This window comes from Pseudomonas sp. LBUM1662 (assembly GCF_059695915.1).
The window spans coordinates 2,082,140-2,106,785 of sequence record NZ_CP166793.1 but is presented as its reverse complement, the minus strand read 5'-3'; the positions used below and the strand labels follow the sequence as shown (position 1 = coordinate 2,106,785).

Annotated in this window: 25 protein-coding genes and 1 tRNA gene; 11 read left to right on the top strand and 15 right to left on the bottom strand. The window is 54.4% G+C overall.

Annotated elements, in window-relative coordinates:
• Positions 1-65 precede the first annotated feature (65 nt).
• On the bottom strand, positions 66-683 hold the full coding sequence (gene thrH / locus ACA049_RS09595) for a bifunctional phosphoserine phosphatase/homoserine phosphotransferase ThrH (RefSeq protein ID WP_033055708.1): 618 nt from the start codon (positions 681-683) through the stop codon (positions 66-68).
• Positions 684-856: 173 nt separating this feature from the next.
• On the opposite strand from thrH, the gene ACA049_RS09590 reads away from it, so the two are divergent.
• The 3 genes from ACA049_RS09590 to ACA049_RS09580 all read left to right on the top strand — a co-directional run bounded on the left by ACA049_RS09590 (position 857) and on the right by ACA049_RS09580 (position 4,490).
• Entirely contained in the window at positions 857-1,597 is a 741-nt protein-coding gene (locus ACA049_RS09590; RefSeq protein ID WP_010456562.1) for a phosphoadenylyl-sulfate reductase, read from the top strand.
• Positions 1,598-2,168: 571 nt separating this feature from the next.
• A complete protein-coding gene (locus ACA049_RS09585) occupies positions 2,169-3,704 on the top strand; it encodes an NCS1 family nucleobase:cation symporter-1 (protein WP_497334927.1) in 1,536 nt (511 codons plus the stop codon).
• 57 nt (positions 3,705-3,761) lie between these two features.
• Positions 3,762-4,490, top strand: a complete 729-nt coding sequence (locus ACA049_RS09580) for an aspartate/glutamate racemase family protein (RefSeq protein WP_497334925.1) — start codon at positions 3,762-3,764, stop codon at positions 4,488-4,490.
• 130 nt (positions 4,491-4,620) lie between these two features.
• Here ACA049_RS09580 and ACA049_RS09575 read toward each other — a convergent pair whose 3' ends face one another.
• Positions 4,621-5,544, bottom strand: a complete 924-nt coding sequence (locus ACA049_RS09575) for a LysR family transcriptional regulator (RefSeq protein WP_497334923.1) — start codon at positions 5,542-5,544, stop codon at positions 4,621-4,623.
• A gap of 126 nt (positions 5,545-5,670) precedes the next feature.
• Here ACA049_RS09575 and ACA049_RS09570 point away from each other — a divergent pair, with 126 nt between their 5' ends.
• Entirely contained in the window at positions 5,671-6,417 is a 747-nt protein-coding gene (locus ACA049_RS09570; RefSeq protein ID WP_497334921.1) for a 3-oxoacyl-ACP reductase family protein, read from the top strand.
• 125 nt (positions 6,418-6,542) lie between these two features.
• On the opposite strand, the gene ACA049_RS09565 is transcribed toward ACA049_RS09570, so the two are convergent.
• Entirely contained in the window at positions 6,543-7,238 is a 696-nt protein-coding gene (locus tag ACA049_RS09565; RefSeq protein WP_497334919.1) for an HAD-IA family hydrolase, read from the bottom strand.
• A 251-nt stretch (positions 7,239-7,489) separates the two neighbouring features.
• Here ACA049_RS09565 and ACA049_RS09560 point away from each other — a divergent pair, with 251 nt between their 5' ends.
• The 3 genes from ACA049_RS09560 (at position 7,490) to ACA049_RS09550 (ending at position 13,405) form a co-directional block, all read left to right on the top strand.
• Positions 7,490-12,346, top strand: a complete 4,857-nt coding sequence (locus ACA049_RS09560; protein ID WP_497334917.1) for an RHS repeat-associated core domain-containing protein — start codon at positions 7,490-7,492, stop codon at positions 12,344-12,346.
• A gap of 2 nt (positions 12,347-12,348) precedes the next feature.
• Positions 12,349-12,744 (top strand): hypothetical protein, encoded by a 396-nt coding sequence (locus ACA049_RS09555; protein WP_497334915.1) that lies wholly within the window; start codon positions 12,349-12,351, stop codon positions 12,742-12,744.
• 358 nt (positions 12,745-13,102) lie between these two features.
• Complete coding sequence (locus ACA049_RS09550) at positions 13,103-13,405, top strand: hypothetical protein (protein ID WP_497334913.1); 303 nt, start codon at positions 13,103-13,105, stop codon at positions 13,403-13,405.
• Between the two features lie 573 nt (positions 13,406-13,978).
• Here the strand turns inward: ACA049_RS09550 and ACA049_RS09545 are convergent.
• The 9 genes from ACA049_RS09545 to ACA049_RS09505 form a co-directional block, all read right to left on the bottom strand.
• A complete protein-coding gene (locus tag ACA049_RS09545; protein ID WP_109628803.1) occupies positions 13,979-14,191 on the bottom strand; it encodes a hypothetical protein in 213 nt (70 codons plus the stop codon).
• Between the two features lie 106 nt (positions 14,192-14,297).
• Positions 14,298-14,480, bottom strand: coding sequence for a hypothetical protein (locus ACA049_RS09540; RefSeq protein WP_438660683.1), 183 nt, complete (start codon positions 14,478-14,480; stop codon positions 14,298-14,300).
• Positions 14,481-14,606: 126 nt separating this feature from the next.
• Positions 14,607-15,035, bottom strand: coding sequence for a glycine zipper domain-containing protein (locus ACA049_RS09535; RefSeq protein WP_497334911.1), 429 nt, complete (start codon positions 15,033-15,035; stop codon positions 14,607-14,609).
• Between the two features lie 192 nt (positions 15,036-15,227).
• A complete protein-coding gene (locus ACA049_RS09530) occupies positions 15,228-15,599 on the bottom strand; it encodes a bacteriocin (protein ID WP_497334909.1) in 372 nt (123 codons plus the stop codon).
• Positions 15,600-15,935: 336 nt separating this feature from the next.
• Positions 15,936-16,121 carry a hypothetical protein gene (locus tag ACA049_RS09525; RefSeq protein ID WP_497334907.1) on the bottom strand — a complete coding sequence of 62 codons (186 nt, stop codon included), beginning with the start codon at positions 16,119-16,121 and terminating at the stop codon, positions 15,936-15,938.
• Between the two features lie 187 nt (positions 16,122-16,308).
• Positions 16,309-16,629, bottom strand: coding sequence for a YbjQ family protein (locus ACA049_RS09520; RefSeq protein WP_497334905.1), 321 nt, complete (start codon positions 16,627-16,629; stop codon positions 16,309-16,311).
• A 126-nt stretch (positions 16,630-16,755) separates the two neighbouring features.
• On the bottom strand, positions 16,756-16,938 hold the full coding sequence (locus ACA049_RS09515; RefSeq protein WP_497334903.1) for a hypothetical protein: 183 nt from the start codon (positions 16,936-16,938) through the stop codon (positions 16,756-16,758).
• Positions 16,939-17,268: 330 nt separating this feature from the next.
• Positions 17,269-17,358 (bottom strand) — tRNA-Ser (locus ACA049_RS09510).
• 459 nt (positions 17,359-17,817) lie between these two features.
• On the bottom strand, positions 17,818-19,170 hold the full coding sequence (locus ACA049_RS09505) for a hypothetical protein (protein ID WP_497334901.1): 1,353 nt from the start codon (positions 19,168-19,170) through the stop codon (positions 17,818-17,820).
• 548 nt (positions 19,171-19,718) lie between these two features.
• Between ACA049_RS09505 and ACA049_RS09500 the strand changes: the two genes are divergently transcribed.
• The 4 genes from ACA049_RS09500 (at position 19,719) to ACA049_RS09485 (ending at position 22,345) form a co-directional block, all read left to right on the top strand.
• The gene (locus tag ACA049_RS09500) at positions 19,719-19,970 is read left to right on the top strand and encodes a hypothetical protein (RefSeq protein ID WP_497334899.1); all 252 of its coding nucleotides are present in this window, start codon (positions 19,719-19,721) and stop codon (positions 19,968-19,970) included.
• Positions 19,971-19,979: 9 nt separating this feature from the next.
• Complete coding sequence (locus ACA049_RS09495; RefSeq protein WP_497334897.1) at positions 19,980-20,276, top strand: hypothetical protein; 297 nt, start codon at positions 19,980-19,982, stop codon at positions 20,274-20,276.
• A 62-nt stretch (positions 20,277-20,338) separates the two neighbouring features.
• Positions 20,339-21,145 (top strand): hypothetical protein, encoded by an 807-nt coding sequence (locus ACA049_RS09490; protein ID WP_497334895.1) that lies wholly within the window; start codon positions 20,339-20,341, stop codon positions 21,143-21,145.
• Between the two features lie 42 nt (positions 21,146-21,187).
• Complete coding sequence (locus tag ACA049_RS09485) at positions 21,188-22,345, top strand: HEPN/Toprim-associated domain-containing protein (RefSeq protein ID WP_497334893.1); 1,158 nt, start codon at positions 21,188-21,190, stop codon at positions 22,343-22,345.
• 142 nt (positions 22,346-22,487) lie between these two features.
• Here ACA049_RS09485 and ACA049_RS09480 read toward each other — a convergent pair whose 3' ends face one another.
• The 3 genes from ACA049_RS09480 to ACA049_RS09470 form a co-directional block, all read right to left on the bottom strand.
• Entirely contained in the window at positions 22,488-23,411 is a 924-nt protein-coding gene (locus ACA049_RS09480; protein ID WP_497334891.1) for a chromosome segregation ATPase, read from the bottom strand.
• A gap of 175 nt (positions 23,412-23,586) precedes the next feature.
• Positions 23,587-23,796 carry a hypothetical protein gene (locus ACA049_RS09475; protein ID WP_497334889.1) on the bottom strand — a complete coding sequence of 70 codons (210 nt, stop codon included), beginning with the start codon at positions 23,794-23,796 and terminating at the stop codon, positions 23,587-23,589.
• Positions 23,797-23,903: 107 nt separating this feature from the next.
• Positions 23,904-24,629 carry a hypothetical protein gene (locus ACA049_RS09470; RefSeq protein ID WP_497334887.1) on the bottom strand — a complete coding sequence of 242 codons (726 nt, stop codon included), beginning with the start codon at positions 24,627-24,629 and terminating at the stop codon, positions 23,904-23,906.
• Positions 24,630-24,646 lie beyond the last annotated feature (17 nt).

Here is a 24,646-nt window from a genome sequence, read left to right as displayed (position 1 = left end):
AGAATGTAAACGCCGCAACAACCTGTAGGAGCGAGGCTTGCCCGCGAAGGCGTCCTCAAGAACGACTACAAACTCAAAGCGCGGTTGGAGGCTTTGATGAACTCCTGCTTCAAATCCTCAAAGGTGTGTACCGCAGGGAACTGGGGAAACTCGCGAATCACGTTATCCGGCGCATGAAACAGAATCCCCGCGTCCGCCTCACCCAGCATCGTGGTGTCGTTGTAGGAATCCCCCGCCGCAATCACTCGGTAGTACAGACTCTTGAACGCCAGCACCGACTGCCGCTTCGGATCTTTCTGACGCAACTGATAGCTCGTCACCCGCCCCGAGTCATCGGTAATCAGGCGATGGCACAGCAACGTCGGGAAACCCAGCTGACGCATCAGCGGCTGGGAAAACTCGTAGAACGTGTCTGACAGAATCACCACCTGAAAGCGCTCACGCAGCCAGTTGACGAACTCGATGGCGCCGTCCAGCGGCTTCAGCGTGGCGATCACTTCCTGAATGTCGGTGAGTTTCAGGCCGTGTTCGTCGAGGATCCGCAGGCGCTGTTTCATCAGCACGTCGTAGTCGGGAATGTCCCGGGTGGTCGCCCTGAGGGATTCAATACCGGTTTTTTCAGCGAACGCGATCCAGATTTCCGGGACCAGTACACCTTCGAGATCCAGACAGGCAATTTCCACAAGACACTCCCATTTGTATTGATTATTGAGTCGAGCGAGTAAAAGGACTGCCGAACTCTAGCGACTCGGGCGGCCCCGCGCAACGCAGAGGGCGCGCCCGCCGCCGCAGGATTTTGTTACCATCAGCCCTATATAGAGCGCCCAGCGCCACCGACCTGTAGGAAGCCGCCCTGATGAGCCCATCGTTCGATGTCGTGGAACTCGCCACGACCTATGCCAACAAATCCGCCCAGGACATCCTGAAACTCGCGTTTGCCGAGTTTGGCGATGACCTGTGGATATCTTTCAGCGGCGCCGAGGATGTGGTGCTGGTGGACATGGCCTGGAAGCTGAACAAGAACGTCAAGGTGTTCAGCCTCGACACCGGCCGTCTGCATCCGGAGACCTACCGCTTCATCGATCAGGTGCGCGAGCACTACAAGATCGACATCGAACTGGTGTCGCCGGACTACACCAAACTTGAACCGTTCGTGAAGGAAAAAGGCCTGTTCAGTTTCTACAAGGACGGCCATGGCGAGTGCTGCGGCATCCGCAAGATCGAGCCGCTGCGCCGCAAGCTGTCGGGCGTGAGCGCCTGGGCCACCGGCCAGCGCCGGGACCAGAGCCCGGGCACCCGCAGCGCCGTCGCGGTGATGGAAATCGACACCGCCTTCTCCACCCCGGAACGCACACTCTACAAGTTCAACCCGCTGGCGCAGATGACCAGCGAAGAGATCTGGGGTTACATCCGCATGCTCGAACTGCCGTACAACAGCCTGCACGAGCGCGGCTTCATCAGCATTGGCTGCGAACCGTGCACACGCCCGGTGTTGCCGAACCAGCATGAGCGCGAAGGCCGCTGGTGGTGGGAAGAAGCGACGCAGAAAGAATGCGGATTGCATGCGGGGAATATCATCAGCAAGTCGAAGGCATAACCTCCAGCCTTGTGGAGATCCAAATGTGGGAGCGGGCTTGCTCGCGAATAGGGCGTTTCAGTCGACATCAACGTTGGCTGACCCACCGCTTTCGCGAGCAAGCCCGCTCCCACAGGTTCTGTGACCTGACTCAAAAATGTGTACACACGAATGTCACCATAGGTGCCATTTATGTGTGCACTTTTCGTTTCAGCGCCCCAAAAAGTTACATCCTCCTGTCCTGACTTCCCCAGTCGAGCTTTCCCACAATCTCCGCCGAAAAATAAATACCTGTTCAACCGGTCAATTTATATCGCCTTTTTTTCAGACACTTACTGCGCGCTGCCAACAAAAAGAAATTAGAACCGAATTTCATAGATCCGTCGCTGGCATGGATCTGGCTTAAGTGCATGCATGTTTTGTATACAATCAACTCAAAACATACACACACTTAGATCCGCAAGCCTGAAGCGCCCTATCCCGTACAGGCTGCAGATGCCCCGTAACCAATGATGCTTTTGCCCGCGACGAAGATTTGTCGAGCCACCGCTCATGCACAGTCATCGCGACGCCAAGCTCGGAGCCTGCCGGAATGCGTACTAGCCTCTCCAATAACAACATCGCGCTGGATCTGCCCTCCTTTCCACCCACCGCTCACGATCAAACCTTTCAAGAACCCGTGGTACTCAGCCCGCGCCTGCACAACAAGGACTTGGCGCCGACCAAAGCCGAAGGTCGACGCTGGGGCCGCTACAGCATCTTCGCCCTGTGGACCAACGACGTTCACAACATCGCCAACTATTCCTTCGCCATCGGCCTGTATGCGTTGGGTTTGGGTGGCTGGCAGATTCTGTTGTCGCTGGGGATCGGCGCGGCGCTGGTGTATTGCTTCATGAACCTCTCCGGCTACATGGGGCAAAAGACCGGCGTACCGTTTCCCGTCATCAGCCGGATCAGTTTCGGCATCCACGGGGCGCAGATTCCTGCATTGATCCGTGCCGTTATCGCCATCGCCTGGTTCGGCATTCAGACGTACCTGGCGTCCGTAGTGTTTCGCGTGTTGCTGACGGCGGTGCACCCCGGATTCGCCGATTACGATCACAACTCGATCCTTGGCCTGTCGAGCCTGGGCTGGGTGTGTTTCGTGGCAATCTGGCTGGTGCAACTGGGCATCCTCGCCTACGGCATGGAAATGGTTCGGCGCTATGAAGCATTTGCCGGCCCGGTGATTCTGGTGACCGTCGCCGCCCTCGCCGCCTGGATGTACACCCAAGCCAACGCGACCATTGCCTGGTCGATCCGCGAACCGCTGACCGGTGGCGAGATGTGGCGCAACATCTTTGCCGGCGGTGCGTTGTGGCTGGCGATCTACGGCACGTTGATCCTCAACTTCTGCGACTTCGCCCGCTCTTCACCGTGCCGCAAAACCATCAAGGTCGGAAATTTCTGGGGCCTGCCGGTAAATATTCTGGTGTTCGCGGCCATCACCGTCCTGCTCTGCGGTGCGCAATTTCAGATCAACGGACGGATCATCGAAAGCCCGACCGAGATCATCGCCTCGATCCCCAACACCTTCTTCCTGGTGCTCGGCTGTCTGGCGTTCCTGATTGTCACCGTGGCGGTGAACATCATGGCCAACTTCGTCGCCCCGGCATTCGTACTCAGCAACCTGGCGCCGAAATACCTGACGTTCCGCCGCGCCGGGCTGATCAGCGCGACCATCGCGGTGCTGATCCTGCCGTGGAACCTCTACAACAGCCCGCTGGTGATCGTGTATTTCCTGTCCGGCCTCGGCGCCCTGCTCGGGCCGTTGTACGGCGTGATCATGGTCGACTACTGGCTCGTACGAAAAGGCCAGATCAACGTGCCGCAGTTGTACAGCGAAGACCCCAACGGCGCTTATTACTACAGTCGCGGAGTCAATTTACGCGCCGTTGCGGCGTTCATTCCTGCCGCATTGATCGCCATCGTGCTGGCGCTAATGCCGGGTTTCCACAGCGTCTCGCCCTTCTCCTGGCTGATTGGTGCGGGCATTGCCGGGATGCTCTACCTGATCATCGCCAAGCGGCAGCCTCACTACGCCGACGTCAGCGGTGAAAGCATCGCGGTCGACAACGTCAGCCACTAATCCACTGGCGGCCCGGCAACATCGGGCCGCAGAACCACCGCGCAATAAGGACTTCTCATGCGAATTCTCGTGGTCAACGTCAACACCACCGAATCCATCACCCAGGCCATCGCCCGTTCCGCACAAGCCGTGGCCGCGCCCGGAACGGAAATCATCGGCCTGACGCCCTACTTCGGCGCCGACTCGATCGAAGGCAACTTCGAAAGCTACCTGGCCGCCATTGCGGTAATGGACCGGGTGATGGCCTACGATCAGCCCTTCGACGCCGTGATCCAGGCCGGTTATGGCGAGCACGGTCGCGAAGGTTTGCAGGAATTGCTCAACGTACCCGTGGTGGACATCACCGATGCGGCGGCCAGCACGGCGATGTTCCTTGGCCATGCCTACTCGGTCGTCACCACGCTGGATCGCACCGTGCCGCTGATCGAGGATCGACTGAAACTGTCCGGGCTCTGGGACCGCTGCGCGTCGGTGCGGGCCAGTGGCCTGGCGGTGCTGGAACTGGAGTCCGATCCGCCGCGGGCGCTGGAAGCGATTGTGCGTCAGGCGGAACTCGCGGTATTGGAGGACAAGGCCGAAGTGATTTGCCTGGGCTGCGGCGGGATGGCCGGGCTGGATGAACAGATTCGCCAGCGCACCGGGGTTCCGGTGGTGGATGGGGTGACGGCGGCAGTGACGATTGCCGAGTCGTTGGTGCGGTTGGGGTTGTCCACGTCCAAGGTGCGGACGTATGCGACGCCGCGGCCCAAGACCATTATTGGTTGGCCGGGGCGGTTCGGGCGTTGAGTTTACAAAGGTAAACCGAGTCGACCCATTCGCGAGCAAGCCCGCTCCCACAGGGGATTTGTGGACCACATAGATCAACTGTGGGAGCGGGCTTGCTCGCGAATGGCAACACTTCGGTCCAAAGCCAGGCTCAAACCGCACTAAACCGCTGCCCCAACCCCCGCTCCGCAAACTGCTCAATAATGAAATCCACAAACGCCCGGGTCTTGCCCGGCAGCAGTTTGTGTTCGGCGTAATAGATAGAAATGTTGCCATCGTCGACATACCAGTCCGGCAACACCCGCTGCAACGTCCCGGCCTCCAGATACCCCGCAGCAAACGGCATGCTCACCAAGGCAATGCCCAACCCCTGCGCCGCCGTCGCGCACGCCGCTTCAGAATCGCTCATGGTCATCCGCGCCTTGAGCATCAGCGGGTTGTGTTGCTGAGTGCGACTCGTCAATTGCCAGGAACGCACACGGCCAGTCTGCGGGGAGCGGATCAGGATGCCATCGTGGTCCTTGAGCTGATCGGGCTCGATGATCACAGGCCGCGCAGCCAGATAATCAGTTGACGCCACCAACACCCGATGCGCCGGGGTCAGCTTGCGCGCGACCACGCCTTGGGGCAGCTCGAATCCCCCGCCGATCGCCGCATCGAAACCCTGAGCGATCAGATCGACCTGACGGTTATCGAAATGCCAGTCCGGGTTGATCGCCGGAAAACGCCGCAAAAACTCGCCCAGCAAGGGCACGATATACAAACGCCCGAACACCGTGCCCATGCTGACCTTCAACGTTCCCGCCGGCCGCCCTTCGGCGCTGGCGAGGTTGGCCACCGCATTCTGAATCGTGTGCAGGCTGGAACTGACTTCACCGAGAAACAGATGACCGGCCTCAGTCAGCGTCAGGCTGCGCGTACTGCGCTGGAATAGCCGCACACCCAGCCGTGCCTCAAGTTTTGCGACACTTTTGCCCACCGCCGCCGGGGTCAGGCTCAAGCGTCGAGCGGCTTCGGCGAAGCTGCCAACTTCGGCGCTGCGCACAAAGCATTCGATACTGCTGAAGGTTTCCATAGGCGCCACTATAAACTTCTGGTTTACACAGACTATCGCAATTACCGGCTACTCAGCGTGCAATCCTGAATCAATACTAGGCTCCATCAACCGAGACAATCTCGCCTCGGGACTTCGGAGATCGACATGACTACTCAGAACCTCAGCGGCAAAGTGGCTTTGATTCAAGGCGGATCCCGTGGCATCGGCGCAGCCATTGTCCAACGCCTGGCCGCTGAAGGCGCGACCGTTGCCTTCACTTACGTCAGCTCCACGGCCAAAGCCGAAGCCTTGCAAGACAGCATCATCGGGAACGGCGGCAAAGCCCTCGCGATCAAGGCCGACAGCGCCGACGCCGAGGCCATTCGCAGCGCCGTGAACGCCACGGTAGAAGCCTTTGGCCGCCTGGACATTCTGGTCAACAACGCTGGCGTGCTGGCTGTTGCACCACTGGAAGATTTCAAACTCGAAGATTTCGACCAGACGCTGGCCATCAACGTGCGCAGCGTATTCATCGCCACCCAGGCCGCCGCCAAACACATGACTGAAGGCGGTCGCATCATCAACATCGGCAGCACCAACGCCGACCGCATGCCCTTCGCCGGTGGCGGCCCGTACGCCATGAGCAAATCGGCGCTCGTCGGCCTGACCAAAGGCCTGGCACGGGACCTCGGCCCACGCGGCATCACCATCAATAACGTGCAACCGGGCCCGGTCGACACCGACATGAACCCGGCCAGCGGTGACTTCGCCGACAGCCTGATCCCGCTGATGGCGGTGGGCCGTTACGGCAAAGCTGAAGAAATCGCCAGCTTCGTTGCCTACCTGGCAGGGCCGGAAGCCGGTTACATCACCGGGGCGAGCCTGACCATCGACGGTGGTTTTGGCGCCTGATACGGCCCGTCAACGCACATCTGAATGTGGGAGCGGGCTTGCTCGCGAAGGCGTTGTGTCAGTCGACATTAATGTTGTCTGACACTCCCTCTTCGCGGGCAAGCCCGCTCCCACATTTTCCGTCGTTAAGCCCATTCGAGCGCTGGCAAACCACAGGCACTCGGCTTGAATGCCTTCAACGTACGAAGAATCCCATCGGCATGTGCGTACTTTTCGTCAGCCATTGCCGCATCCGGGATCGCAATCGCCGTCATCCCCGCCGCTTTCGCCGCCGTAACCCCGAACGGCGAATCTTCGAACACCAGGCAATCCTCAGGTGCAACGCCCAGGCGTCGTGCTGCCGTAAGGAAGATATCCGGCGCCGGTTTGGCTGCGCCGACTTCAGGGTCATCGGCCGTCACAATAAAATCGAACAGCGCGAACCAGTCTCGGTGCAAGGTGGTTTTCTGGCCGAACGACTGACGCGAAGAACTGGTGCCGACGGCGATCGGGATGTTGTTGGCTTTCAAGTGCCGGACCAGTTCCTCGGCGCCGGGCATCGCCAGCGCTTGCGGAAAACGCTCGCGCATCAGCGGTTCGCGAATCACCAGGAACTCTTCGGCGGTGATCGGCAACTCCAGCGCCTCGACCACGTAACGCGCCAGATCACCCGCGCCACGGCCGATGATGTTCTGCTTGATGCTCCAGTCGAAAACCCGACCGTAGCGCGCAGCAATCATGGACGTGACCTCGGTATAGATGCCCTCGGTGTCCAGCAGCAAGCCGTCCATATCGAAAATCACGGCCTTGATCGGGCCGAATTCATTCAGCGGTGCATTCATCGCATCTGATCCGTTTTCTAATGACATCCCAGAGGCGGCTCAGGTGCGGCCGGGTCCGTGATCGATTAAAGGATTCAGCAGCATAACGAGCGCGGCGGCCATCGAGCAACGGGCAATCCCTCACGGATACAAAAGTGTTCGTCGTCATTTAGCGATTTTCCCTACATAAAACGCCTCTTTTCCCGACTTCTTTACCCGTTGATCCCAAGCAAAGTCTCGCGCTCAAACTTGATCTGCGCGAGGGACTGCGAATGTTCGTACCTGACAAGGTACTGGCCCTGAATAACGTCATCGGCCTGCTGGTGGTCGCCGCCATGGACCCCGAGCAGCCGGACGTCGAAGCGCTGCTCGACGACTTTCGGCTTTGCCTCAATGAATACGACGCCTGGGCTGAAAGTTTCTGGACCGGCAAGGCACTGGATATCGAGCAGGTGTTCAAGGTCGGCAACGAAGTCCGGCTGGTCGCGCCGAAGAACTCCACTACGCCCGTCAGTTCGACCGTCGCCGCGTGCCCGGCAGTTGGCCCCCTGACACTGGTGCACATGTTCGACGCAGCGCGGTTCGTGCCGATCGGCAACACGCCGGTGATGCTTGAGCCTTTGAACGCTGACGGCAGCTTTGGCGAGCCGGTCCATCACGAGATCGGCCCCAGCGGCATCCTCGAAATTCCCGAGTGCGAACGCAGCCTGCGTCACCGCATCACCTTCTTCCCGAACGTTTCTGCGGATCATGTCAAAGCGCTCTACGCCTCCTATCAAGGCGTTATCAGCGATCTGGAAGGCTGGCTGCGCGACGAGTGGGCGAACGAATTCAAACCTTCGTGGGGCGAGTTCGCCGAGGCTGGTTTCATCAAACGATACGGCCTGCTGCAACAGGCCGACTGGCGCGGTTTCGAGAATTCGCTGAACGGGTTGTGGGATGACGTGAAGCAGATCTACGGGCTGATCGCGGACCTGCAAGCCAACAGTGAAAAGCTCCTTGAGTACCTGACCGAAGCCGAACTTGAAACGCTGCTGGAGGCTTCAGCGGAATCCATCGCCAATCTGTTGCTGGTGTTGAGTGATGAGCCGTTGATGTTCATTCATCTGGCGGCGATCACCAGTTGGCTGAGGATGTTGCCGCCGCAGTTCATTGCCGAAGTCGTGGCGGAGATTCGTACGGGAATATTGATCGGCTTCCTGCTCGCGCGCTTCTCGGGTTTTGCCGGGTTGAAGCTTGGCATCAGCGCCAGGGTGCTGGACAAGGTCAAATCCGACCGCGCGCGCAACTGGCTGGCCGCCGCGAGCCAGAGGTTGGCCGGGATTGGCGCCAGTTCCGACCTGACAACCCACGCGGGCGTACTCAAACCCCTTGCGGTCAATGTCCGAAATGCTCCGCTGAACCCTGCGCCCGCCGTGCCGCTGCAGATCAGCACGGGCGCTACGCCGGTTTTGCTGGTGCAGAATCCGGTCGCCATTGCTCGCGACAAATCCGCCGCCATGACCCGATTGGGCCGGCAGGAACACCGTGATGATGTCCCCGACCAAGCGAAAAACCCCAACGGCGACAGCGCCGATTGCGGGCCACTGACCTGCACCAACGGTTGCCCGGTGTCGATGGTCACTGGCGAAGAATTACTGACTCTCGACGATGGATCGCTTAGCGGCTTGTTGTCTTTTGCGTTTACCCGGTTGTACCGAACCAGCGCCGTGGAATTGGATTGCGGGCTGGGTTGGGGCTGGAGTCACTCGTTGGCGCATCGGCTGGAACTGAACGCGGAACGCGTCGTCTGGACCGACCACGAAAACCGTCGTACGACGTTTCCGCTGCCCAGTCTTTCGCGTCCGGCGATTCATAACAGCCTGTCGCGGGCCGCGATTTACCTGGGAAACAAGCCTGAAGAATTGGTGCTCGCGCTGGCCGGTGCCGAGGCGCGGTTTTATCACTTTGTGAATGGTCGGCTGACGACCATCAGCGACGCCTACGACAACCGGTTGCACATCACCCGCGACCGCCAGGATCGCATTCAGCGCATCGACAACGGCGCGGGCCGTTCACTGCTGTTGCGTTACGAGCGCAGGCACATCGTGACGGTCGAGTATCAGTCGTTTCAGCCCGCCGAGGGCTTGGTGGATGCCTGGCATACAGAGCAAACGCTGATTGCCTACCGCTACGACGCCCGTCACCGCCTGATCGAAGCGACCAACGCCGCTGGCGAAAGCGAACGCTACGACTACGACGATCAGCACGTGATTCTCCAGCGGCAATTGGCCGGTGGGGCGAGTTTCTTCTGGGAGTGGGAAAAGTCCGGCAAGGCGGCCAGATGCGTCAGGCACTGGGCGACTTTTTCACAGATGGACACACGCTATGTCTGGGATGACGACGGCGGAGTGTTGGTCAAGAACGCCGATGGCAGCGAGGAAGTTTATGTCCATGACGACAAGGCGCGGTTGGTGCGTCGGGTCGAGCCGGATGGCGGCGAGTATCTAAAGGCGTACGACCACAAAGGCCAGTTGATTGCCGAGCAAGGGCCGCTGGGGGCGATTACTGAATACCGCTACGACGAGATTGGCCGGCTCATTGCGCTGATTCCTCCTGAAGAAGAACCAACGTCCTACGAATATCGCAACGGTTTCCTGCATGCGCGCTATCACGGCAAAGCGGTTTGGAAATATCTGCGTAATGCTCAGGGTGATGTCACAGAGGCCACCGATCCCGACGGTCACATCACGCACTACCACTACGATGCTCAAGGACGGTTGCTGTCTATCCGCTACCCGGATAACAGCCGTCATGTGTTCGTGTGGGATGCAATCGGGCAGTTGGTTGAAGAGACCTTGCCGGATGGCGGTCAGCGGCGTTTTTCCTACGATGTATTGGGTCGGCAGATTACCCGTCAGGACGAACACGGTGCTGTCACTCACTACCAATGGGACGCCGTTGGCCGACTGATTCAAACGATTCTTCCTACAGGCGCCAGCCGCGCGTTCAGCTACAACGCCTACGGCAAGATCACCGCTGAACGCGATGAATCGGGGCGCGTCACCCGTTTTGAATACAACGATGACCTGCACCTGGTCAGCCATCGGATCAACTCCGACGGCACGCAGCTTCGTTATCGCTACGACAACGCACGGCTGTTACTGACAGAAATCGAAAACGAATCCGGCGAACATTACCGGCTGGACTACACGCCCGGCGGATTGATCCGGCAGGAAACCGGCTTTGATGGCCGCCGCACGGCGTATGCCTACGACCTCAACGGCCATCTCCTGGAAAAAACCGAGTTCGGCGATGACGGCTCGCAGCTGTTCACGAGTTACCAACGGGACGCGGCCGGACGACTGCTGGTCAAAAACCTGCCCGATGGCGTCAACGTCGAGTATCGCTATGACAGCCTCGGCCGATTGGTCAGCGTCGATGACGGCCAAGACCATCCGTTGGAGTTCGAGTACGACAAACACAATCGCCTGATCACCGAGCATCAGGGTTGGGGCACGCTGCGCTACGCCTACGACGCCTGCGGCAAGCTCAACCATCTGCGTCTGCCGGACAACAGCAAACTCGACTATCACCACGCCAAGGGCGGTGTGCTAACAGCCATTGATCTTAACGGCACACGACTTACAAGCCACACGTATGAAGCCGGCCGCGAACTGCAGCGCCAGCAAGGCTTATTGTCGAGCCGGTACAACTACGATGAACAGGGTCGTCTGAAAGCCCACGCCGTCAGCCAACACCAGCAACCCCTGTATCGCCGCGACTATACCTACAGCGCCAACGGCAATCTTGAACACATCGCCGACACCCGTCATGGCCAACGCAGCTATCAATACGATCCACTTGACCGCCTGATCCGCGTCCGCCACTCCCGCGAACAACAACCCGAAAGCTTTGCCCACGACCCCGCCGGCAACCTGTTGATGCAGGACCGGCCCGGCCCGGCCACCCTCAAAGGCAATCGCCTGCTGATGCAAGGCGATCGCCATTTCGACTACGACGCCTTCGGCAACCTGATCCGCGAACGCCGCGGCACCGCACAAAAACTCGTCACCGAATACCGCTACGACTGCCAGCATCGATTAATCGGCGTCACTCTCCCGAACGGCATCACCGCCAGCTATCGCTACGACGCCTTCGGCCGCCGCATCAGCAAAACCGTCGACGGTCACACCACCGAGTTCTTCTGGCAGGGCGACAACCTCGTCGCCGAAAGTGGCCGCGAGCATTACCGCAGCTACGTCTACGAACCGGGCACCTTCCGCCCACTGGCCATGCTCGACAGCAAAGGCCCTCGCCTGGCCTGCCCGTTCTACTACCAACTCGACCACCTCGGGACACCGCAAGAACTCACCGACTACAGCGGCGACATTATCTGGGCCGCGCAATACACGGCCTATGGCCGCCTGACTCGACTCAATCGCGATACCCATCAGGTGCTGGACCAGCCGTTGAGGTTTCAGGGGCAGTATTACGATGCGGAGACGGGGCTGCATTACAACCGGCATCGGTATTACAACCCGGATGTGGGACGGTATCTGACGCCGGATCCGAGTGGGTTGGCAGGTGGGTTAAACGGGTATCAGTACACGCGCAATCCGACGGGGTGGGTTGATCCGCTGGGGTTGAGTGATTGTCCTGGAGGGGATGGGTGTAAGAGGCCTTCGTCTGGGGATGAGGATCCGGCGGGGAAGGCGAAGGTTGATGAGGGTGAGCCCAGTCCCCCGTCCCCTAAACCCAAAAATCGGTACCTATATCGCGGCGATTCACGGGAATCCTGGGAGATATTTGAGGCTGGCTTTGAGCCGTTGGGAGACAGCATGGACCTCTATTTACACGCGCTGGACAATCGAAGCCCTCCCAGCTTCTTTGTCAGCACTTCAACCTCAGAAAAGGCAGCTATAAAGTTTGCAACGGGTTACGGATATGAAGACGGCTTCGTCTACGTAATAAAAAATATTCGCGGGATAGATGTGAATAAAAAACTCGGCATAATTTCGCCACATAAAGGTGAGGCTGAGATAGCTATGCCTGGAGGAGTAGACACTCGATACATTCTTGGTGTTACCCCCGTCAACGCCGATGGCAGCTATAAGGGCTACTCAATTCCTAACCCTCGCAGGAAGTGATCATGAAAAAAACGATAGAAATCTCCATAAACACCTGCGGAGTTACTGAAAAAACCTCAATCGAATGCGACCGGAAAAATCTGACGTTAGCGTTCAAAATGAAAAGTGGCCTGAGTAAAACTTACACAGCTCAAGATCTTTACGAATGCTTTGGGCTATTACGAGCCGACTTTCCAGAGATAAATTTTCTATGCAAAGGTGCCAAACTCAATGTGCATCCATCACGCATGGCATCGCAAATGGCTGGAGGAATAGTTGCGTATGAACTTCATATGGGACAACCAACTGATACAGAAGACGTGGTTAATATCTTCGATTTCGAAGAGACAGATATCACAAATGACATACAAGAACAAAGGGATTTCTATAAGCGCTGGCTCGAATCATTAGCGCATTAGCATGGGGTGCTAGGGACCATAAAAACCAACCCGTACAAAAATAAAAGCCCGAGCGACAAATTAAAGGGCAGTTGAAGCTAGCCATACACCTTTACTGAAAAAGCCCAGTTAAAACTGGGCTAATCTTCCAATAACAAATTGGATTTACCCACCCGAACCACCAGGAGAGAGTTAAGGGGACAGATTTATTTAATACGTCGACTATCTCGACTAATGGAAAATCTTGGAAAATCAAAGAGTACGAGACCGACATAGGTGCTAGCGAAGGAAAACCCAGCCAATGGATTCGGATCGAGCTAAGTGCCAGAACGATTCATGGACATCCAATTTCAGAGATCGAATATAGGAGACTGACAAAGTGATTGACCTAACATTCATCACGGGAAAAATCACTTACGATGAGCTTTCCGTATTGAAAAATATCGATCTCTCAAATCAGACCGACTTACTGAAAGAAGACATGCTTCAGGTGGATTATCAAGGCACACACTTGCTAGATGTCGGCTGGTATCCCTCATTCGATGTAAACGGTTCTTTTCAAATCAGAGTTATCAAGGGTTACGACTGGGACGCGCCATTTGTGTACTCAAAGGCCGATACGATTCGATCACTTATCGAAGAGATAAATGGTGCTCAGAATTTGATCAACAAGGAACATTAGCCAACTTCACCCATCAATTTTTACAATCTGCTCGCCAATTCAACAAAAGCCCAGCTCGTTGCTGGGCTTTGATTATTGAATAACAACCTGGCTAACCACCCGAACCACCAGTCCCACCCCCAGCACTCCCCGTCCCTCCTCCCGCACTCCCCGAACTCCCACCGCTCCCTCCACCACTCATTCCTGAACCACCAGAACTACCGGATCCTCCAGACCCACCGCCAGAACCGCTCCCAGTCGAACTTCCACCGCTCATCGACCCGCTTCCCGCCCCCGGGCTTGTGCTACTCCCGTTCGCATCACCCGCATTCCCTCCGCCAATAGAGCCAGGCGGCAGCGCCTTCCCATCTCCCGAACCCGCATTCATTTCAGTAGACGGCGGCATCCCGCCCTTATCAACCGGCGCGCCGGAAGATTGAGCAAACGCCGCCATTGAACTGATCGACAACACGCCGCTCACCGTCAGGACCATCAATTTTGACCTGATCATGGTGCATCTCCTTAAAAAGGTGCGTACCTGATTTCTGGCAGCGTTGGCTTTTTAAAGGTGCCGCTCAACCGACAAATGGTTTTTCAGCTGGGTTCACCGGAGCCATCGTTACCAGCAATGTCCGGATCTTCGGGGATCGCCTCGACATCGCCGCGCTTCACATCATCAGTCGGCACTTGCTCCACCGCAGTGTCGTCGTCAGGCGGACGCTGATCGCGACTCAAGGAGTCGGTGGGCGAAGGCAGCGGGTATTCAGGGGTATCGTCGACATCGTCGACTTTCGGATCAGCGTTCATAAAGCACCTCTCGAGGGGCCTGAAAAGCAGGCCCTGAAATTTCGAGGGCTAGGCAATGCTCGCGTTCGATCAGAGGGACGATCGGTAGATTGCTCGACCACGCAGGTCAGTCTTCGTCTTCTTCCTCTTCTTCATATTCGAGGTTTCCCACATCGCCGGCGTCATCGGAATCGTTGAGCGGTACTGTCGCGTCATCCATCAAGGAACCCGGATCTTCATTGCCAGGGTCATTGATGAAAGGAAGCCCACTCGGGCCTTTTTCTTCTTTGCCTTCGGTTTCAGGAGTCATGGCAGTCCTCATAACGTTTGGGGTGTATGACGTTCGAGGCGGCCTGGGGCCAAACGTTCCGGAGCGCTGCAGTCAGATACGAAAAACCCGGCCTGGGCCGGGTTTCTGGAATCACTCTATTTCGAATCAGTGATTTTTATTTCTGTGTTTGTTTTTGTGTTTATGCTTGTGGCCGCCGCCGGAATGAGAGCCGCCGCTGTCGGTACCAAGATTGTTGCCCACTGCCCCGCCCGCTGCGCCACCGAGGCCTGCGCCAATAGTAGACCCGGTAGAACCGCCAAGGCTGTTGCCGATCACCGATCCGCCCGCCGAGCCTAATCCGCCGCCAACGGCCGCCGCTGTCCGGCTGCCCTTGGGCGCGCCGACTGCGCTACCTGCGGCGCCGCCGACACCAGCGCCGATCGCTGCGCCTGTGCTGCCGCCCATTTGCCGCCCAACTACGTCACCGAGTGCACCGCCAATACCACCGCCAACTGCCGCAGTGCCGTCACCGGCAGCCATTGCACCTTGAGCGACCAAAAGTCCGAGAAACAACGTGGACAATGTCAAACGCATGATATGAACCTCAAATTCCGCATCGGGGGTGAAAGTACGCCTTGCGGATGGGCGTGAGTCTAGCACCTGCACTCACTGAATCCGGCCAGCGATGAAGGTTGGACAGCTATAAATTCGAAGTCAGTGAAAAAGAAACATCCAGATACGAAAAGCCCGGCATTTAGCCGGGCTTTTCGGTCCGATCGATCGGGATCAGTGGCGCTTGTGACCTTTGGCCAGATTGCTGCCCACGCCGCCGCCCAATGCGCCGCCCAAGCCAGCGCCGATGGTCGAACCGGTCTTGCCGCCCAGGCTATTGCCGATTACCGAACCACCGGCCGCGCCGACACCGCCACCAATGGCCGCTTTGGTGCGGCTGCCTTTGCGTGCGGCTACCGCGCTGCCGGCTGCGCCCGCAACACCCGCGCCGATTGCCGCGCCAGTGCTGCCGCCCATGCTCTGGCCGACGACGTTACCCAACGCACCACCCAGACCACCACCGATCGCAGCAGTGCCATCACCGGCAGCCATCGCACCTTGAGTCACCAGAAGTCCCAGAGCCAGAGCAGGCAGTGTTAAACGCATGACGAAAAACCTCAAAAATAGGGAATACCGAAAAGCCGGGGATTGAATGCTTTCGAGGAGGAAACGTCCACACAAAATCGCCCCCCTTCTCGCAATTGGCGACGGTTGGACAGCTTTTATGGAAAAGGTTTTATGACAGGCAAAAAAAAGCCCGCTGGGGAACGGGCTAGGGTACTGCTTTCTAACGGATGAGCTGAGACTACGTAGGCGGGTGTGAAAACTTTGTGAAAAAACATCAACAGGAAAATTAACGTCGGTCTGTGGGCCATTTCCGAGTGTCGAGCCCCTCTAAAAATAAAAAACCCCACTCATTGGCGGGGTTCGTCCGGTTGATCGTTACTTCGTGGGTGGCACCACTTTGGGCCTGAATTTGGATTTGAACACTTTGGTCGCTGCGGATTTCACTTTGCTGGTCTCGAGCTGATCCTCACCAAAGCCCGCCACATACTCCGTCTGGCCGCACTGCACGCAATTGTTGATTGGAAATTCTGCCCCGTCGTCTTCGATATACGGATCAGCCATAGCTCTTCCCCTCTCAAAGCGGGATCGATACCGGCAACCCCGATTGCCTGAAAAATATCGACCACCAAGGCTTTTGAGACTAGCCGGTCATTACCGGACTTGTAATTCAGATTTCCGCATGCCCGACGAATGGACCACGCCGCTTCCTACATAACCCACTGGCGATTAAACAGACTTCAGGCCTCACTCACCTCAGCTTGACCGCCGTCCCGGTCACAAACACTACGACCATCCCGCCTTTGCCGGCCGGCATGCTGATCTCAAAATCGAGCCCGACCACCGCATCCGCCTGAAGCGCCCGTGCCCGCTCCTTGATCTCCTCGGTCGCCTGAATCCTTGCCTCCTTCAACGCCCGCTCCAGCGTCTGAGAACGCCCACCGAAAAAGTCCCGCATACCGGCGAACATGTCGCGGATCACGTTAACGCCCTGCACCGACTCGGCGCTGACGATGTCCAGGTAAGCGGTTATTTGGCGGCCTTCGATGGTGTGGGTGGTGGTCGTGATCATGGGGATTCCCTCTTCATTCAGGCGCGCATTATTCCTAGGCGGCCAATCGTTGAAAACAAAAAAACCCAGCAGTGGCGCTGGGCTTCGAAACTCATGTATCGCTAATCTTCAGGCGTATTGGCAGAGTCAAAGAAGCTTGATCAACACCGTCGTGATGGTTGCCACCGTGCCTATCAGTCCCGTCGCAACCGCCACTGGATACCAAAAGGTTTCAAGGGTCATCTTGCCGGCTTCAGCGTTCAGCTTTCGCTGCTCAGCCATCAGCTTGACGATTTCCACATGAACCTTTTCCAGCTCTGCCTGTTTCATGGTCATTTCCTGCATAACGTACGTCTGTCCATTCCGGATAGTGGGGGGCGCCATATGCGCTGCCCTTTGATTCATTTTGTACCCCATAGGTGCAAAACGAATGCCCCTTCCGAGATGGCTCATTTGTGGCGCTTGAACCTACAGAAGCCCCCATCCGCCTGGCGTTCCTGCATTACTTCCCACACGCCTCTCACTATTCCTACATCATTTTCAGAAGTGACTTCGCTCATTCGCTTGAGCCAACAACGGAGTCATGATTCAAATTCTAACGCCAAAAACCACAAAACCCCTGATTTCTCTCGAAATCAGGGGTTCTGGTTACATCGAATTTGGCGGTGAAGGAGAGATTCGAACTCTCGATACAATTTCTTGTATACACACTTTCCAGGCGTGCTCCTTAAGCCACTCGGACACTTCACCGTATCTCGTCAAACATGTTCTGTCTGTCGAGGCGCGCTAATGTAGTCGAAAGCTTTTCTGATGGCAAACTTTTTTTGCAGAATTTTCATGCGCTTAGCGTTTTAGTTGTTCCTGTCGATTCCGGGCGATGGCAAACCTGCCAATCTCCGGCTTCACGCCCTCTCCTATAAGGAGAAGAATGCACGGCGGGAGTGGCGGGTTACGCTTGCCCGGCGTGGAAACGGTGACTGGCGGGTCAGTCACGGCGCTTTACCTGGCTTGCGGCGGTGCGTAACGTCTGCCCAACTTTCATACAAGGAATAGCGTCATGAGTGAGTTGATTTCCTATCAACCCATAAACCCCACGGATGCGAGATACACCTCTCTAAATCAGTGCTTTCCGGGATATTCTCAATCATTTTCCGAATAAATGCCCGGCACCTGTGGACACAATGTGGACACTGCGTAGCCAGTGATAGCTCATGACTCGTCCTGAATAAGGCTACCGCACGTAGGGCATTTTTCTTTCGCTTTCGCTGGGGTGCCCTGCTCTCGGAGCAGTTCAAACCAATAGTCAGTTTGAATCTTAATCTGTGCCCTGGTTTGAAATCCGGCGGCAGCCAGACCCGCGACCTCGATCATTACCCAAGCAGCCCATTTGCTTACCGTAGCGACATCCCGCTCTGTCACATGGTTGTGTTTTGCGTCATGTACCGCACCACAACGAAGCTTGTACAGCTGATCGATTTCCTTACGCAAACGCGTCTTGTCTTTGGGATCGACGAGCCTGTACCCCCCTAGGATAAGCATCCCAGTCATTCCGTTTTTTATTGATTTTGTCGTCTCTACGCCCAGGAACGAAAAAATGCACTCTATGCAGCTCCAGAACTTAACCATCTGCATTTCAAGCGAGGTGTCCAGCTGAGCGTCAAAAAACCAGTAAATTCCGCGTCGGACTGCCTGCTCTACCTCAGACTGACCACCACCCTGAATTATTTGCGTCAAATTCTGGAACCAGTCCCTGTCTAAAAGATCGGCCGCTACAATGTTTTTGAGAGGCAAAACTTGGGCGCCTTTCCAAGAGGAACTGACGCACAGAACCTTGGAATTAGTGGGGAAAGAGAACCAGCTGGAGGTGCTGGGTCTAGCACGAGCTTCCATGCATGGAGTGAGCCGTATGCCATTGGCGCCCCAATCCGCGGCCATGGTGAACGACAGCGAAAGTAGCCCGCAGACAGATCTAACGCTTTCAAAAAAACGTCGCTCGCATTCTTCGCGGCTCCCCGTGATGTCCTCAGTTATCCATAGACCACGATCCACCCTTTTCCAGAGATGATCACGTGTCTCTGAGTGCGCTTCGCTCCCCTGAAGAATGGCCAAATCTGGCCTTTGTATTACCAGTCGACCTATCCTGAGCTCTGTGAAATCTTCGAATTCTAGACCGTCCAAGGTCGTGTAAAACCTATGTGTCTCAATGGTCACAGCGACGAGTTCCTCAACGGCAGAAATGAAGGACTCTACGTCTACTTTTCGATGGCCTTCCTCGCAAAGCTTGCCCAAGACGGCCTTGCACGCTCTGAAAACCTCTATGTCACTCACAAGATCTTTGCTGGGTAGGTATTCGTCTAACGCATCTACCAACCTTAAAAAACTCGTGTTAGCGGCGGCCGACAGGTACACCTTCCCACCACTTGGCTTCCTTACCTCCCTGTATAGCCGCTCCATGAACTCGAGCTCCTTCAACGCCTGAAGCTCTGTCATTTGCCCTTTAGGGTTCAGCGCAGTCGCTATATCGCATTCGATCGCCCTTCGCTTTTGCGCGTGTATTTCCATCGTGGGGTTCCTAAGTTTTCGCGCTGACGTGGTGTGCAATGGTCAAGATCGCCTGAAAGCCACGACCAGCTAGGCCTGTGCGCCGATTAGCAATTACCCCGACACATATCTGTAACGAGTCGGTGTGCGCTATTCAAAAAATTAAAACATCAAAAAACACCAGTTTTGAAAGCTACACCCTTTTAAACCAGGCCTTCAAAAATCCTATCTATACCTCCCGATCACACCCTTGCGATGCGACCTTTTTTCATTTTTTTGCAAAACCTTGCTCTCAATGAAATCTCCAATTACCCCATAGAGCCCATGGTAGGCATGGGCAGCAGTGACGTTTGCACTACTTTCGAAGTTGCACAAAAAAAAGACGCGAAGCCCGTCGGCGGGAGGGGGATAAGTGCTTTTTCAGCAGTTTTTTTCTTACCCTCTAAAATTTTCGATCCTCGGCTGACCCACCGTCCTGGTTGTCATTCATCGGAGGAAACTGGCCAATGGGAACATAGCGCTATACTGTCTATGCATACAGTACTATTACCTCACGCATGGTGCGACACATGAACAAAAAATCGGCCGAATCCTTGACCACCAAGTCGACAGCAATGGCGCACTGGAAAACCATGCTACGCGATGACGTAGCGCTACTGAGGATGCCCGGTGCCCACCACAAAATGCTGCTTAGGCAGGCCCATGTGATGCACCGGAGTCAGATTATTGATAACAACGATTTAAGCGATTTGCTGGAATTGGCGGATGGGGCATTGGCTTTTGCCGTGGAATCACTCCTTGATTTTGATCGCGAGGAATAGGGCCATCCCATGCACGTACTAATCACTCCGATGCGCCAATACGGCATTGCCCTCGATCCGAAAGCCAGGCGCCACTATCCTGCGATTAAGGGCAATGTGATGGTGAGTTCAACGGTCAGTAAGGAGCTGGGGCGTGCAACGAATATCGCCCGTGTGGAAGTGGGCATGCCCTTAGATCCGGATCCTTTGCCACCGTTGATGGACGCAACGCTTGCAGGAATGGCAGTAACCGGTTTCGTGCTAAGTGGCATTGAATACATTGATGGCTGCGCTTATGCGCAGTCTTGGTGGTGCCGACAGGGCTAAAAATGCTACGTTGTCACTACTTTGTTAAGTACATGTAGCAAAAGCCAAAAAGGACATAGTTGATGCTGTACGAGAAACCTAGTGCTATAAAAAGAAAACTAAACAAAACCAACATAATTATCGCAGTGTTCTGCTCAGTCTTAATAATAGAAATTGCATATATATTTTTTCCTTCGGAGTTCTGGGGGCCAATTAAGCTTATCGACGTTATCAATGCAATAGCACAATTCGCAACTGCCGGCGCATTCTATCTAGGCTTCCATCAATATCATAAGAACAAAACAACCGAGAGGCAAACAGTCTTAGTAAACGAAAGTAAAGCACTCATAGAAAAAATGCAAAAAACAATAGAGCAAGTAAAAACCGGTGACGAAACCGAAATTTCAAATCTATCAACATGCATAACAAAGCTAGCCAATACTGCAACCGACTTTAATGCAATATTCGAGGCCCTTAACGAAGACATTCACAAAGCAGTTGTAAGAATGCATTGGCAAGGAATGTACTTTAATAGCTTTTTGCACGTATTCAAGAACATCAACCTAGGAAACATACTTTGCAGCTGCGGAGTTTCCCCTCCCGACTATATTGGTAGTCTTGCGTATGCATCCGAAGTAACCGAGCGAGAGCCAAGGCAACTTTATCCCGAATATGCAATGATGAAGAAGATCATTGAAACTGAAGCGATTCATAACACCTTCAATCCAAAAGGCAAAATGGAAAGCACTTTTTTATTCCAGCACTATTTTTTCGACAACAACGGACTGAACGATCAATTATATGGCTGCATGAACATCATTGATATTCGCGCAAGAGCGCCCGCTTTAGCAATACTATTTGAAAAGCTAAAGCTAATTGGAGAAGTATAAGCAACGCCACGCAAAACGAAAACTCAGACACAAGGAGTATGTATGTCCAGTTGGTATAACGTAAAAATCGGAAACTACCAAGTCCACGAAAACTCCAGCCTCTGTTTCTCTGAGTGGTACTTCAAAAAATCAGATCGAGTTATAGTTCAGGATGCGGAATCTGAAAAAAAGAAGTATCTTTATATTACTTCCGCCGAAAACCTCAGAAGGAGGCTGGCCCTAAATGGGTGGGATCGAAATTCGCTAGAGCTTGAATTCCAGCAAGAGCTGCCGCTTGTTCTGGCTGATCTTGAATATGCAAAAGATTACTTCCCGAAAGAAGCAGAAGAACTAATTCGCATCGTAAACGATATGAGTCTTGACGACTGGATTGAAAAATTAAAACAGATAGAAAACAACAAACTAGATACATATCTTTATGATGGAGAGGACATATACGGCGACCCAATAATTGATTACCTTTTATGTGTTAACAAATGGTATTCCGACAGAAATCAAAGCTTTCCTTGTACTACGGACGAATGTTTGGCCGTTGCACTATTTCAATTCCTTCCTAATGACGTCCTCGCGGTTCAAGACTGTACCGATTTGGTAAGAGCTGGCAGCACCGATGTTTTTGTAGATCTGATTGAGCATCACCAAGAAAGAACCAACCTTTTCAACATATATCTTACTTCGACCTCTGAAACAGAAGACATCATCCATACAACACAAGAAAACCCGACGATTGCAAAGCTTCTATTTGCGGGCATTATCACAGCAATGGAAACCTATCTATCCGATACGTTAAAAAAGCTGATATCAAAAAATCCAACAATAAAAAGAAAATACGTAGAGCATGAAAAATTCTTCGAAGAAAAAATAAAAATACAAGACATCTTCAGAAAACTAGAACGACTAGACAAAGAAATTAACAACGCGATAGACCAAACAAGTTTTCACAATGTAGATATTGCAGTAAAAATTTACCAAGAAGTTTTATTAGTAAATTTCCCGGAAAACGACATACCCGAATTAAAGAAATCCGTTGCTGCCAGGCATGACATCGTGCACAGAAACGGTAAAACATTTTCGGGCAAGCAGCGCATCTTTACATTCGACGAAGTACTAGAACTTGCTCAATTAGTCACTCAAATACTTACAGAAGTCGATCTCCAAATAAAAGACGCCCTATTGATACCTGACGATGTTGACTTTTAGTTCGTATCGCTTGCGCCGTTTCGATCGAATGGTCGCTCTTGGCTGTGATTCAACCAGACGCCAAGGGCCGCTATCGAGCCGAAGCAGCCTTCACTAACGCGAACTTTACCATGTGGGAGCGTCTGGCACTGAAGAGTATTAATTAGGCAACACCTTGACCCACCCGTTGCAAAAAGTCTTTAAATACCCGCTTACCCTCCTCCATATTTGCATTAATAATATCCAGATAATCCTCACTCTCTATATTTAGGTCAAGTTCTCTTCTGATAGCCAAAACAGCTGGAGGGAGCAGCATAGAGATTTCAAAATATCTGTCCATACACTCTCTGGTGAACTCTATGTGCTCCTTACTCTGAATACTCCAATGCGCATCAAGCTCCGCTTGATGTTTGTCACGCTGCTCCCGCTCGAACTCTATACTGCTATTCACTGTAGCCCATAGAGATTGATCTGTACTCCCCTGCAAGTTTAGACTCTTCATAATCTCTACATATCTATCAATCTCCTGCTGCGCTCGATCTCGCAAAGACTCATATATATGGATTGAATTTTTTCTCAGCATCAATTCACTTCTTTTAAGCATCAAATCTAAAAAAGACTTTCCAATTCCAGCCATGAACTCGGTAACAGCTTTTACAGTTTCCTTGTCACCTACCACGTGAATTTTTGCTATTTTCCCCGCATCAACACTCATACTCGAGGTGATATCATCCTCATTAAAATTCAGATTGCAAAATCTAGTTATTAAATTTTGGCACCGCGTTATAGATTCGACCGCATCCATGTACACTTCTTTTTTGGTGTTTTTCTCACGTTCTATGGCCGCAAATTTCAATTGATAACTGCTTCTAATCTCCTCTAACAGGTGGGTGTAGTCCGACTTCACCGACTCAACTTTTTCTGTAATTAACTCTATATCTTCTTTCGATGCAAGATTCTTTGCTTTTTCAGACAAATATGAAGGGAGATAGGACTTAATGAGTAAATATATTATCCCTACGCCTAGCATAGCGCCAACACCGCCACCAAGAATGGAAGTCAATTTTTCAATCTCCGAGTAATCCATAGTATCGAATGTTCCTAAAAGCACAGTAGATGCAAGAGTCGGGAACCGGGCGAATCAGCGCGCAAGGCAACACCTACGTGCGTATCTTGCTAAATGGAAAAGCGTAACTCACCGTTTACGGCGGAAGCTCATACATGCGTTGTTCAGCTTCTACCCGATTGCTGCCCGCAAGTTCTCACTCCGGCACCATGAGTACAGCGAGGCTCATCTTGATGAATTCCTCATTCCTGTCGATCGTTTGCAGGGCCGCACGGACATTGCCGCCGACCTCGTCTGATCCGCGCTGCTCAACCCAAAGCGTCAGCTCCATGATGGCAGCCTCAAGAGCAAGCTGATTTTCGTTGATTTTGAATAGCAGAGAAGGGAGCAGGTCTGAGTTGGGCATAGCGGATCCTCCGTGGAGGCTTCAGCTTAGCAGTAGAAATATTGAGGCGTAACGGCGCCTGCTGTTACGAGTTAAAAGGCCCCGGCGATGCGGGGCCTGACGTGAGTTTAAGGAATCACGTAGGCTCGATGAAGCTCGATTGAGGCTGCTTCAATGTCCGAATTGTTCAGCGCTCGATCGTAAGTCCTGATAAAGGCGTATCCACCCACCAATCCCGCTGTGGCCAGCGCCGATCCTTGCCCGCCCAGAATATTTCGTCCGCTGAGAGACACACCGGTCGCGCCTTCGACGATGGGGCTGGTGCCGACTTTGATTTTGGACGTGGGTCCGTCGAACACGGCGAGGATGACCGTCCACTCTGTCGATTTATCACCGCTTTCCAGTCGACTGGCCGCCGAGATACTTTCATAAAAGCCATTCGCACCTGGTGCGAGGATCTGGGCGCCCGAAGCCATCAGACGCGCCTGATTCGCCGCAAAGACAGATGCCTTCACGACCATCGCATACGTCATCGACTGCGCGACTGCCACCGTGCCCGCGCCGTTTCCGATCTGCTGTGTCCCGTCAAATAAAACGGCAGGGTTACCCCCTGGCCCGCCGGTCAGCGAAAACGTCGGTTTCCCCCAGCCCGTGTACTGGAAGTTGAAGGTGCGGTTGACGATCGGTGCCGGCCCGTTTGCCAGCCAGGTGTCTACGGCGGCGCCGTCGGCCAGTGCGGCCAGGCTCGCTGCATCGAGCTCGTAGATGATGTTCGACTGCACATCAGGGATGGTCGGCGTATCGGGCAGCGGGTTGGACAACACACCAGGTGCGCTAATCACGAGAGAAAACATTTGATGCTCCTTACTGC

Coding starts and splice junctions, on each gene's coding strand:
- ACA049_RS09590 (WP_010456562.1), top strand. CDS start 857: ATGAGCCCATCGTTCGATGTCGTGGAACTCGCCACGACCTATGCCAAC.
- ACA049_RS09585 (WP_497334927.1), top strand. CDS start 2,169: ATGCGTACTAGCCTCTCCAATAACAACATCGCGCTGGATCTGCCCTCC.
- ACA049_RS09580 (WP_497334925.1), top strand. CDS start 3,762: ATGCGAATTCTCGTGGTCAACGTCAACACCACCGAATCCATCACCCAG.
- ACA049_RS09575 (WP_497334923.1), bottom strand. CDS start 5,544: ATGGAAACCTTCAGCAGTATCGAATGCTTTGTGCGCAGCGCCGAAGTT.
- ACA049_RS09570 (WP_497334921.1), top strand. CDS start 5,671: ATGACTACTCAGAACCTCAGCGGCAAAGTGGCTTTGATTCAAGGCGGA.
- ACA049_RS09565 (WP_497334919.1), bottom strand. CDS start 7,238: ATGAATGCACCGCTGAATGAATTCGGCCCGATCAAGGCCGTGATTTTC.
- ACA049_RS09560 (WP_497334917.1), top strand. CDS start 7,490: ATGTTCGTACCTGACAAGGTACTGGCCCTGAATAACGTCATCGGCCTG.
- ACA049_RS09555 (WP_497334915.1), top strand. CDS start 12,349: ATGAAAAAAACGATAGAAATCTCCATAAACACCTGCGGAGTTACTGAA.
- ACA049_RS09545 (WP_109628803.1), bottom strand. CDS start 14,191: ATGAACGCTGATCCGAAAGTCGACGATGTCGACGATACCCCTGAATAC.
- ACA049_RS09540 (WP_438660683.1), bottom strand. CDS start 14,480: ATGACTCCTGAAACCGAAGGCAAAGAAGAAAAAGGCCCGAGTGGGCTT.
- ACA049_RS09535 (WP_497334911.1), bottom strand. CDS start 15,035: ATGCGTTTGACATTGTCCACGTTGTTTCTCGGACTTTTGGTCGCTCAA.
- ACA049_RS09530 (WP_497334909.1), bottom strand. CDS start 15,599: ATGCGTTTAACACTGCCTGCTCTGGCTCTGGGACTTCTGGTGACTCAA.
- ACA049_RS09525 (WP_497334907.1), bottom strand. CDS start 16,121: ATGGCTGATCCGTATATCGAAGACGACGGGGCAGAATTTCCAATCAAC.
- ACA049_RS09520 (WP_497334905.1), bottom strand. CDS start 16,629: ATGATCACGACCACCACCCACACCATCGAAGGCCGCCAAATAACCGCT.
- ACA049_RS09515 (WP_497334903.1), bottom strand. CDS start 16,938: ATGAAACAGGCAGAGCTGGAAAAGGTTCATGTGGAAATCGTCAAGCTG.
- ACA049_RS09505 (WP_497334901.1), bottom strand. CDS start 19,170: ATGGAAATACACGCGCAAAAGCGAAGGGCGATCGAATGCGATATAGCG.
- ACA049_RS09500 (WP_497334899.1), top strand. CDS start 19,719: ATGAACAAAAAATCGGCCGAATCCTTGACCACCAAGTCGACAGCAATG.
- ACA049_RS09495 (WP_497334897.1), top strand. CDS start 19,980: ATGCACGTACTAATCACTCCGATGCGCCAATACGGCATTGCCCTCGAT.
- ACA049_RS09490 (WP_497334895.1), top strand. CDS start 20,339: ATGCTGTACGAGAAACCTAGTGCTATAAAAAGAAAACTAAACAAAACC.
- ACA049_RS09485 (WP_497334893.1), top strand. CDS start 21,188: ATGTCCAGTTGGTATAACGTAAAAATCGGAAACTACCAAGTCCACGAA.
- ACA049_RS09480 (WP_497334891.1), bottom strand. CDS start 23,411: ATGGATTACTCGGAGATTGAAAAATTGACTTCCATTCTTGGTGGCGGT.
- ACA049_RS09475 (WP_497334889.1), bottom strand. CDS start 23,796: ATGCCCAACTCAGACCTGCTCCCTTCTCTGCTATTCAAAATCAACGAA.
- ACA049_RS09470 (WP_497334887.1), bottom strand. CDS start 24,629: ATGTTTTCTCTCGTGATTAGCGCACCTGGTGTGTTGTCCAACCCGCTG.